General features: G+C 38.5%; 8 protein-coding genes, 1 pseudogene and 1 riboswitch. Of the genes and pseudogenes, 3 read left to right on the plus strand and 6 right to left on the minus strand.

All coding sequences use genetic code 11. The annotated features are described in order from the left end of the window. Together RLO81_RS00415 and RLO81_RS00420 are read right to left on the minus strand one after the other, a co-directional pair. Window positions 1–1,563, minus strand: a 1,563-nt coding sequence (locus tag RLO81_RS00415) for a 4Fe-4S binding protein (RefSeq protein ID WP_350105652.1), incomplete at its 3' end; no start/stop codon positions are given. Further along, entirely contained in the window at window positions 1,564–2,898 is a 1,335-nt protein-coding gene (locus tag RLO81_RS00420) for an NAD(P)/FAD-dependent oxidoreductase (protein ID WP_350105655.1), read from the minus strand. It abuts the gene before it with no gap. Window positions 2,899–3,126: 228 nt separating this feature from the next. Here RLO81_RS00420 and RLO81_RS00425 point away from each other — a divergent pair, with 228 nt between their 5' ends. Then, window positions 3,127–3,849: a DUF547 domain-containing protein gene (locus RLO81_RS00425; RefSeq protein WP_350105658.1), complete on the plus strand. Its 723-nt coding sequence runs from the start codon at window positions 3,127–3,129 to the stop codon at window positions 3,847–3,849. A 6-nt stretch (window positions 3,850–3,855) separates the two neighbouring features. Here the strand turns inward: RLO81_RS00425 and RLO81_RS00430 are convergent, their stop codons facing one another. The 4 genes and pseudogenes from RLO81_RS00430 to RLO81_RS00445 form a co-directional block, all read right to left on the minus strand. Then, window positions 3,856–4,851 carry an ABC transporter ATP-binding protein gene (locus RLO81_RS00430; protein WP_350105661.1) on the minus strand — a complete coding sequence of 332 codons (996 nt, stop codon included), beginning with the start codon at window positions 4,849–4,851 and terminating at the stop codon, window positions 3,856–3,858. Next, window positions 4,848–5,885, minus strand: coding sequence for an iron chelate uptake ABC transporter family permease subunit (locus RLO81_RS00435; RefSeq protein WP_350105664.1), 1,038 nt, complete (start codon window positions 5,883–5,885; stop codon window positions 4,848–4,850). The genes RLO81_RS00430 and RLO81_RS00435 overlap by 4 nt, the downstream gene beginning before the upstream one ends. 66 nt (window positions 5,886–5,951) lie before the next feature. Then, a pseudogene (locus tag RLO81_RS00440) lies at window positions 5,952–6,352 on the minus strand (GxxExxY protein). A gap of 85 nt (window positions 6,353–6,437) precedes the next feature. Then, window positions 6,438–7,571 (minus strand): ABC transporter substrate-binding protein, encoded by a 1,134-nt coding sequence (locus tag RLO81_RS00445; RefSeq protein WP_350105667.1) that lies wholly within the window; start codon window positions 7,569–7,571, stop codon window positions 6,438–6,440. Between the two features lie 65 nt (window positions 7,572–7,636). After that, window positions 7,637–7,855, plus strand: a riboswitch (cobalamin riboswitch). Window positions 7,856–7,956: 101 nt separating this feature from the next. Between RLO81_RS00445 and RLO81_RS00450 the strand changes: the two genes are divergently transcribed. Both RLO81_RS00450 and RLO81_RS00455 read left to right on the plus strand, forming a co-directional pair. Then, window positions 7,957–10,044 carry a TonB-dependent receptor plug domain-containing protein gene (locus RLO81_RS00450; protein ID WP_350105669.1) on the plus strand — a complete coding sequence of 696 codons (2,088 nt, stop codon included), beginning with the start codon at window positions 7,957–7,959 and terminating at the stop codon, window positions 10,042–10,044. Between the two features lie 56 nt (window positions 10,045–10,100). Continuing rightward, window positions 10,101–10,323, plus strand: a 223-nt coding sequence (locus RLO81_RS00455) for an acyl-CoA thioesterase (protein ID WP_350105672.1), incomplete at its 3' end; no start/stop codon positions are given.

The raw sequence follows: 10,323 nt of genomic DNA on the forward strand, positions 1-10,323 counted from the left end.
ACTAATGCATTGCCCGCCATTGGTGGTGATCCTAAATCTGGATTTAAATCGTTGGATGATACCCAAATACGCAGCTAACGGACAACCAAAACGGCACCAAACCCTGTTGCCCATCAATGGATAAAAACCTGTGCCTACGACACCAGCAAAGCCAGCACCTATCCAGGCGCCATACACAGAGCGAACATCATACGTACTAAATCCGAAAACCTGGCTGTTGCCAGTCCAATAGGTGTAAAGCACTCCGCCAGTCATAACCACAGCAAATACCAACACAGAATGAATCATCCAGCGTTCCACTTTCCAAGCCCCTAAAGACTTGTCGGAAAGCTGTCTGTATGGGTCACCCAATGTTTCTGCCAGGCCACCACAGCCACATACCCAAGAGCAATACCATCGTTTGCCAAAGAAATAGACAAATACGGGTACTCCAATAATAATCAAAGCAATACCCCAACCCAGCATAAATAGGCCCAAACCACCACTGGCCAGTAACGTGTCCAGTTCGTTATCAAAGAAAAAGTCATAGTCCAGTGGCCAAATATTTTTGAAATCGAAATACGGTTGATTTAACCGCAATAGTATTTCAGGAATTAAGAAAGCAAAAGCTGTTTGAAAAAACATGACCGAAAAAGTGCGTACCATCTGATACTTAGAATGGCGGTACTTAATGAGCATTCTCACACCCATTACCAAAATACAGAGTGTGTAAATGAAGCCATATAAAAAGAACCTGCCCGCATCAGAACCTTTTAAAAACTGACTCAGAGGGTCTACCATGATGATCCAGTTTGTCATGTATTCAGGGTAGAAGTAGAGTACTATGTAAAAGGCGATTAAGAATGCCCCTGTAAGAATGCCAAGCCAGCCCGTATTTTTCATGGCACTATGGAAAATACCATTATTCTTAATTCCAGGAGGCCCATCGTTAATTTTTGGGATTATATATAAAAAGGCACCCACTATACATAAAACGTAAGTTAGAACAAGAAATAATGCCGGGTCGGAGGCAACCGGTCCAACAGCACTGGCTTTGGTTAAAGCATATTTAAGATCCTTAACTTTGTATTGATCAAATCCTTTTTCATTAACGATCTGGTATTTTTTGATGTTATCAACTACCTGACTGACTAGGGCTTTCATTTCTTCTTTTGAATTGAAAGAGCGGCCATCCAGCCAATTACCATAGTCATTAAAAGTTTTTCTTTTGTATTCTGCCAAATCACTATCACCGAGTATCGAAAGGGTTTGTAAACTGAAATTGTCTGTGTTTGCTGCAATCAGTGCATCAATTTCTTCATCAGAAATGGCATATTTACTCAACTGAATTTCATTCACCTTTCTGAAAGTTTCATCAAGGCTACTAACAAACTGGAAGTTTGACGTGATGGTCTTATTAGTAAGGTCTGAATTTTCATTGAAGAGCTGTACCTTATCATTTTCTCCTAATTGATCTTTTAAAATTGACTCAGTGAGCTGATAATCTGCAGTAAAGAATGTGGCATTGAAAATGCCGAATCCTACCAAGAATAAAACCAAGCCTAACGTTTTAACTACTTTCATTTATCCGAATATTTTTTCGATGATACTTTTCTTTCCTTTTAAAATGACCTGCATGTCTGGGTGTTCGCTGTTATATGCTTCCACAATTTGTTGTTCATACCGTTTAAAAAATTCAGGATCGAAATTGGCCGATCTTAGATTTTCCAACACGAACTGAATGGTAGCTTTTTCTTTTAGCCAATGGTCAAATACTTCATGCCTGAGCCTTATTCCAAAAGTATTGACACCCAAGAATTTCTGATCTCGCTGATCATAAATAAAATGCATAGCAATACTTTCAGAATCATGTTGCCAATAAAACTCAGCTTCATTTTCACGAAGTTGGTTCCAAACCCGACCATAGGTTTGATATTCTATGTCAAAAAACTTAGCGGAGTTAAACCAATGCCCAGGAGTGTATTCCGTTTTTGTTCCAGTAACTGTTTTGGCTACAGTTTCGCCCATCATTCTGCCAGTATACCAAACTTGCTCTACCGGTGCTCTGCCTGGTACAGGTGTTCTCCGTTCTGCACAGTCGCCAATGGCATAAATATCGGGTATGGAGGTTTCCATAAACTCATTTACTAATACGCCTCGGCCACATTCTATGCCCGATGATTTAGCAAGTTGAATATTCGGATGTACGCCAGCGGTGAGCCCAACAAACTGACAGGGAATTTCTTTACCATCGCCTGTAATCACGGCCTTCACCCTACCGTTTTCATCTCCAATTATTTCTTTTAGCTCTGTTTTTAGTCGTAAGTCAATATGGTGTTCACGAATGTGATTGCTAATTAACGCAGCTTCCTGTTTTGGCAATACATTATCCCAAAACTGCTCTTCCCTAACCAGAAAGGATACTTTTATACTTCTAGAGTGAAGCATTTCGGCCAGCTCCACACCTATTAAACCACCACCAACAATGACGCCTCGATCAATACCTTTGGTATATTTTTCTATATACTCTAAATCCTGCTGACTAACCATGCCACTTACTCCTTCTAAATCCTGCCCAGGCCACCCGAATTTATTTGGCTGGGCACCTGTGGCTAAAATCAACACATCGTATTTAACAGATCCTCCAGATGAATAGGTTACTATTTTATTTTCGAGGTCAATTGCCTGCACATATTCTTTCACAAGGTTGATATTGTTCTTCTCCCAAAACCAATTTTCATAAGGTTGCGTATGCTTGAGCTTCATGTGGCCCATGTACACATACATTAATGCGGTGCGAGACCAGAAGTATTCTGATTCAGCAGATATGACCGTTATTTCATAATCACTTAGTTTTCTGATGTGCCGTGCGGCTGTAATTCCGGCAATGCCATTGCCAATGATTACTACATGTTTCATATCCCTAGTTTTAAACGCATGGTTGTGTGTTACGCACAATGCATGGTTTGGTTAAGCAAATAAATTCGCATTGTCCTTTACTTGACAATCTCACTCATAAGTTAGCAATTAATAGTCACGCTGCTGACAGCTTTGGCCGGGAATTTGTCAGAAATCTATAAATGTCTGATGACAGACAAACAACTACAGTAGCATTGGCGTAAATGCAACCACCAAATAATTAAAACTATGAAAAAATTAGCTTTATTATCCGTAACACTTCTGATGGCCATAACGTCTTATGGTGCAGGCTTGCCTACATTCTACGCAGAATCGAATACATTTTTTAATAAATATGTGCATAATGGCTTGGTAGCCTATAAATCAGTTAAAGCCAACTTTTCTGAAATTCAAAGTCTATATGATGAAATAGGTGCAATGAATCTTGCGAAAGCATCGGATAAAGAAAAGCAGGCATTTTATATTAATGCGTATAACCTAGTTGTGATTTATCAGGTGGCAAAATATTATCCACTTAAATCGCCATTAGATCAGAGTGGTTTCTTTGATAAAGTGAAACATCAAGTGGCTGGTGAATCTATAACCCTTAATTTTCTTGAGATAAAGAAATTATTGCTGACGTATAAAGATCCAAGATTTCATTTTGTATTAGCATGCGCGGCAAAGAGCTGTCCGCCATTGGCAAGTTTTGCCTTCACACCAGATAATCTGGATTCAAAATTAACAGAGCGTACAAAAAAGGCGATTAATGATAAAGAGTGGTTAAAAGTGGATGCCTCGAACAAGAATGTGGCCCTTTCTAAAATCTTTGAATGGTATCAGAAAGATTTTACAATGAATGGGGCTAATTCGGTGGTAGATTTCATCAATAAGTACAGAACTACACCAATACCTTCCAGTTATGCGGTTTCGCATTACGAGTATAACTGGAGTTTAAATGAAGAAAGGTAGCCCGCCTTATTCGGGTAATTTGATAATTTGTATAAGGTTCTCAAGGGTGGACACACTGTGTTCGCCCTTGTTTTTTACAATCCAACTAAGTTGATCACCTTCCTTAATTTCGATTTGAATTTCAGCTTTATTTTCAACGCTAAAGCCATGTCGCTCTAGTGCATTTTTTGTCCATAAATAGGTATGACCATCTCCTTTAAGCTGAACACTGCCTTTTCCGAGGTTTTTTTCTAGCCTTCCTGTCTTCAGATCAAAACCTTTCAGTTCAAATACATCATCAATTTTACCATTAAGCACCAAATCTTCAGGAAACCCATCAATGATAGGGTCATTCGAGCCAGCTAACCAAATACGATCTGCCGATTGAAGCGCCAAGTCAAGTTCATGTGTGGCCATTAGTACGGCCTTATTAGTTGATTTGGCTAAATCACTAAGCATATTAATGACTTCTACCCGGTTATTTAAATCTAAATGGGCAGTAGGCTCATCTAATATCAAGATAGGCGTATTCTGGCACACTGCGCGGGCGATCATCACTTTTTGTAACTGACCATCACTCAATTCATATAATTTTTTGTCAGCCAGAGGCTCAATTTTGGTCAGTGTAATGGCCTTATTAATATGTTCTATATCCTCCGAAGAAAACTTAATATTCCAACCTACATAAGGGTACCTACCCAGACTCACCAAGTCTTTAACACTCATATTTCCTCCACTGACTTTATCAGTGAGTACTACACTTATTGTTTGAGCTAAATCATTAGCGCTTAGTTCATTAAGGTTATTAGAATTGACTTTGATAGCTCCTGATAAAGCCTTTTGTGCACCACAAATGGTTCTGATGAGCGTGGATTTTCCAACTCCATTTGGCCCCATAAAACAAACCAACTCGCCTTGCTTCAGTAGTAGATTGATGTTCGAAAGTATTGATAATCGTTTCTTTTTTAACTGATAACCTACTTCCAGATTTTTAAGTGATAATATGGTTTTATTGTCTGTCAATTAGCAAAAGAATTACGCATGGAACCTCTTCGTAAAATAATCCATATAACAACTGGCGCTCCTAAAAGTGAAGTAATTGCATTGATGGGCAGAATCATATCACTACCCGGCACCTGGCTCACTATGTCACAAACCAACATGATAATGGCACCCGTCATGGCTACAGCAGGAAGCAATATTTTATGATCAGCCGTGCTGAATAGTAATCTGGTAAGGTGCGGCACAGCTAAGCCAATAAATGCTATTGGGCCACAAAAAGCAGTGATGCTTCCGGCTAGCAAACTTGTTCCTAGAATGATTAGAATTCGGGCTTTTTTAACATCTAGCCCCATACTTTTAGCATAGTTCTCGCTTAGTAATAGGGCATTCAAGGGTTTGACTAAGAACAGAGACATTAGAATTCCTATGGCCACAATTATAGAAAGTATGCTCACTTCATTCCAGCTCAATCCTCCAAGGCTGCCAAATGTCCAGAAAAGATATACTTGTACTTCTTCTCCGGTAGAAAAATATTGTAGAATACTTACCACGGCACCAGTAAGACTACCAAACATGAGCCCTATGATCAATAAAGTCATGCTATCGCGAACTCTCAGAGAAACAGCCATCACTAATAATAGAACCAATCCTGATCCTAAACTTGCAGCTATAACTACTACCCAGCCGGTTAAATCAAAAAGACCTAACGTACTCACACTCACTCCGGCAAGAAGTAATAAGGCAACACCCAAACTTGCTCCTGAACTTAAGCCTAGCACAAATGGGCCTGCTAAGGGATTTCTGAAAAGAGTCTGCATTTGCAGCCCTGAAACCGACAATCCGATACCAACAATGATGGCGGCAAGCGCCTTTGGCAGGCGAAAATTGAATAGAATATTTGCCCAGCTCTCTTTGGTGGACTCACCTCCAATCAGTAAAGAAATGATATCAGAAAATGGAATTGAAATACTGCCTAATGAGACATTAATCAGCAGCAATAGAATAATAGTGGCAGGTAGCCACAGGAATAATTTGTATGTATATTTCTTATCCATTTATGGTTTTTTAACCGCAGAGCACGCAAAGTTGCACAGAGCATTTCTCTGCGGTTCTCTTTTAACTCATCGGTTTAAAGTTTCCTCCTTATAGAATTTATTAATCACTCTTTTTAGTCCGTTTGTGAGCAAACTCACATTAAAATTAATCAGCAATCCTATCTTATTGTTGCTTAGCTTAAGATAAGTCAAAACCTGGGCCATATGGATGTCATTGAGTTGATCTACTGATTTTATTTCAACAATTACTTGATGTTCAACCAATGATCGATGCGATATCCAATATCCATTTTAACTTCCTGATAAACTAATGGTAATGCTTTCTCTTTTTCAACAAATAGACCTTGTTGCACTAATTCGTAGAACAGGCACTCCTGATATGCAGATTCAAGGAAACCTGGACCCAGCTCTTTGTGAACCTTTATCGCTGCGCCAATGATTGTTTCTGTAATCTTATTTAATTCCATTTTCAATAATTTTAACCATAGAGAACCCAGAGTTGCACAGAGTACACCTCTGCGGCTCTCTGTGACCTCTGCGGTTTAAAAAAAATCACTCAAGCTTTTTATGAAAATAAAGTTCGTGGTCTATTAACTCCGGATGCATGATTTCAATTAGATCAGCCAGGATTAAATCCGGCCTAAGATAACCTAATTCTAAAAATTCACTGCCGCCTTTTGCCCCTTTACGCCAATTATTGGTATAAACCCGCCCATCTTTGAAAGCAGAAAAATCGGCATACCGAACATCTGCTTTTTTAATGGATTCCAGGGTTTCAAAACTCGCAACACCAATCCAATAATTAGCTTCATGTGCTTTTTCATAAACCGATTCAAAGCTAAGTTCCAGAAAGCCTCTGGTGGAATCTGAAGACCACAGATAATTTCCACCAGCATCATCAATAAGCTTGGCAGCATAATTTTCGCCCCCAGGCAAATACCAGGTATCTCCATACACAATACCAGAAAGTACGGTTGGTTTTTTGTTTTGCCTCGCAACTAACCTTTGATACTTGAGATAATTTTCTTCAATAACCTTGAAAACAGAATCGGCCAGTTGTTCTTTATTAAAGAAGGTAGCCACAAACTTAATCCATTCAGATCTTCCTAAAGGATGCTCTTCAAGGTATTCAGCATTCATTACTGTTGCAATGCCTAACTGGTTGATTTTATTGAATTGCCCAAGATCACCGCTAATCGTGTAACCCATTACAATATCTGGATCAAGCTCTACTAAACGCTCAACATTCATTTCTTTATCAATGCCCAGTTCAGCTACTTGGCCATTATCAATTATTTGACGCATTTTTTCAGAACTGATGTAATCGGTTGTTGGAAAACCGACTAATGAATTACTCTCATTCAAGTAATCAAGAAAGGGTATATGAGTGGTGGAGGTGCATACAATTGAGTTAATGGGAGTCTTGATGATTGATTTTGATTTGAGGTCTTCAGATAATGATTGCGGGTTATCAGATAGAATGTACTCAAGGCCACTTTCGGCATTCATAAATGGTTTTTTTACAATCACCTTTTTATAGCCTTCGTAATAGTGTACTTCAAACCCTGTGGCATAGTTAAGTGACAGGCTTTCAGAGGGATGTGTCTTTATAACCTCCTCTTTTTGCTGGTTTTTTGAGCAGGCTGCAACCAATATAGTTAGAATGAATATGCCTAATCTGTTCATGAACTATTGTTGAATAACGAATAAACAATATTAAACAAATTGGAAGCAGCTTATAAAATCTTTTCTACCTTTGTGTTGATTATTGGTTGCTGATGGGCTTTACAACTCATCAGGATTAAAAGGGAATCCGGTGACCATGTAAATGGAATTCCGGAGCTGTCCCCGCAACTGTAAGCTCTTAAAAGCTTGTTGAAAATCAAAAACCACTGTCCCGATAGCTATCGGGGTGGGAAGGTACAGCAAGTAGAGTAAGCCAGGAGACCTGCCATAGTCATTTTTTTATCAGAGCTTTCGGGAGAAAAGTGATGAGTAAAATGTGTTTGCCTGGCAATCCATATTATTCAATTTCTTTACCAAAAAGCTCATAGTTAAACTAGTTAAAGCTATGAGAAGAAAACTACTATTTATTGCGCTGGCTACAGCACCAGCTTATCTTTTTGCACAGGAGATAAAACAAGACACTGTGCTCAACGAGGTCATTATTTCAGGAAACAGAATGGCCAAAGAAGTATTTACTACAAGCAGAAGTGCCAGAGTTATCACCAGTTCAGAAATTGAGCAAAGTGCTTATAATACTGTGGGTGAACTACTATCTAATGAAACTTCAATTTATGTGGTCGGGTCCGGTCAAAATCCGGGTAGCAACCAGTCTTTATTTATGCGTGGCAGCAACAGTAACCATGTGAATGTATTAATTGACGGTGTTAAGATTACTGACCCATCATCACCCAATGGGGCCATTGATTTTTCAGAAATTTCTGTTGCCAATATAGAGCGAATTGAGATCATTAAAGGATCTCATGGAGCATTGTACGGCACTGGTGGCATTGGTGGTGTTATCAATATCATTACAAAAAAGGCACAGGACGGGCTGGCGGGCAATGCCTCAGTACAAGTGGGTTCTCTTGGTGGCGGAGGAGTGGCTACCAATCAAAATCTATTTTTAAACTACGGAATAAATGGATTTTATTTAAATGGGTCTGTCTTTAATTCAAGCATAAATGGAATTAATGCCGCTCAGGATACTACAACTACAGATACTTTTAAACAGCCAGATGAAGATGACTTTAGAAAGACAGATTACTCCTTTAAAGCTGGTTATAAAAACAATGTATTTGACGCATCCATAAGTTACAAAAAAGCAGATCAGGAAGCAGATATTGATGATGGAGCGTATGTCGATGATGATAATTATACCCTGGATTTTAATCGGGATTTAATTCAGTATAGTCTCAATTATCAATTAAATGAAAAATTAAATGCATCGTTTAACGGAGGTTATAGCCAATCAACTCGTTTATCTGTAGATGATTCCTCTTTGGTGGCTCCAAGTATTTACGATCAAACATTTGTAAGCAACGAAACAGATGGGTTTCTAAATACAAATGAACTTCAATTAACCTATCAGAGTAACGGCTCATTTTCAGCAATTGTAGGCGCTGGAATTTATAAGGAAGAAATGGACTTGATAACGTATTTTTATAGTAACGGAGCATTTGGTGTTCTTGAACAAACAACTGACTACGACTCCGTAGATATGTCATTAGAATCGAAATATGCTTTTGCAAGTGTCAATTATCATGTAGGTGAGTCAATAGATATTTTAGACAATCTGTATATCACGTCTAGTGTTAGATACTCAGAATTATCAAACGGTTCAGATAACTGGAGTTTTGATTTTAGCCCGTCATATCAACTAAATAATTCTTTAATATACTTATCTTATTCTCAAGGCTTCAATCAGCCATCGCTTACACAGCTTTATTCACCTGATGGAGTGTTTAATTTTACTACCAGAGGCAATGAAAACCTAAACCCTGAAACATCCAGAGCGGTTGAGTTAGGTGTGAAGCATAAATGGGCAACAAAAGGGTTTTTCACGGCCTCTGCATTCCAAACTAAGGTGGAAGATGCAATCGAATATGTGTATCTATGGAATTCTGGCAATCCAATCTCCAATTTAACATTTAATGATTATTTAGGCGACACGTATATCAATATTGCTGAACAAAATATTACAGGACTGGAGCTGGAGGCTGAATATGATTTGTTCGCTACATTAAAACTAAGAGCAGGAGCAACATGGCTGGAAACTGAAATGTTAAGTACAGATGAAGATTTAGATGCAGATTATACCGGCAATAATCATGTGCAACTATATTCAAACGGAGTGTTTTTATCTTCAGAAGATCAGGAGTCTGATTTGGTTAGAAGACCAACTAGGCAGATTTTTGGGGCCATCGAATACAACCCTCAAAACAAATTTTCTGCTCAACTAACGGCTAACTTCATTAATAGCAGGCCGGATGTATTTTACGATGCCTCTTTAGGCCCATTTGGTGCATTGGGCACTTCTGAGCTAGACGATTATCTGTTATTTGATGTATCCGGTAATTATAAAATAAAAAAGAACCTAACACTTACTGGTCGTATCGAAAATTTGTTAAATGAAGATTATAATGAGATTAATTGATTTAATTCTCGTGGAAGAAGCTTTTATGTTAAATTGAGCTATAATTTTTAGTAGCCATGAATTTGACAGAAAGAATAGAGAAATCTAAAACCTCAATCTTTAAAGCAGTATTTCCGAATACTACGAACCATTACGATACTTTGTTTGGAGGTACTGCTTTGCAATTAATGGATGAGGTAGCATTTATAACAGCCACTCGATTTACCAGAAAGCGGGTGGTTACTGTTTCATCTGATAAAGTGGACTTTGCACACCCAATTCCTGCCGGTACTTTGGTGG

It is taken from the genome of Fulvivirga sp. (assembly GCF_040220315.1).
GTDB lineage: Bacteria > Bacteroidota > Bacteroidia > Cytophagales > Cyclobacteriaceae > Fulvivirga.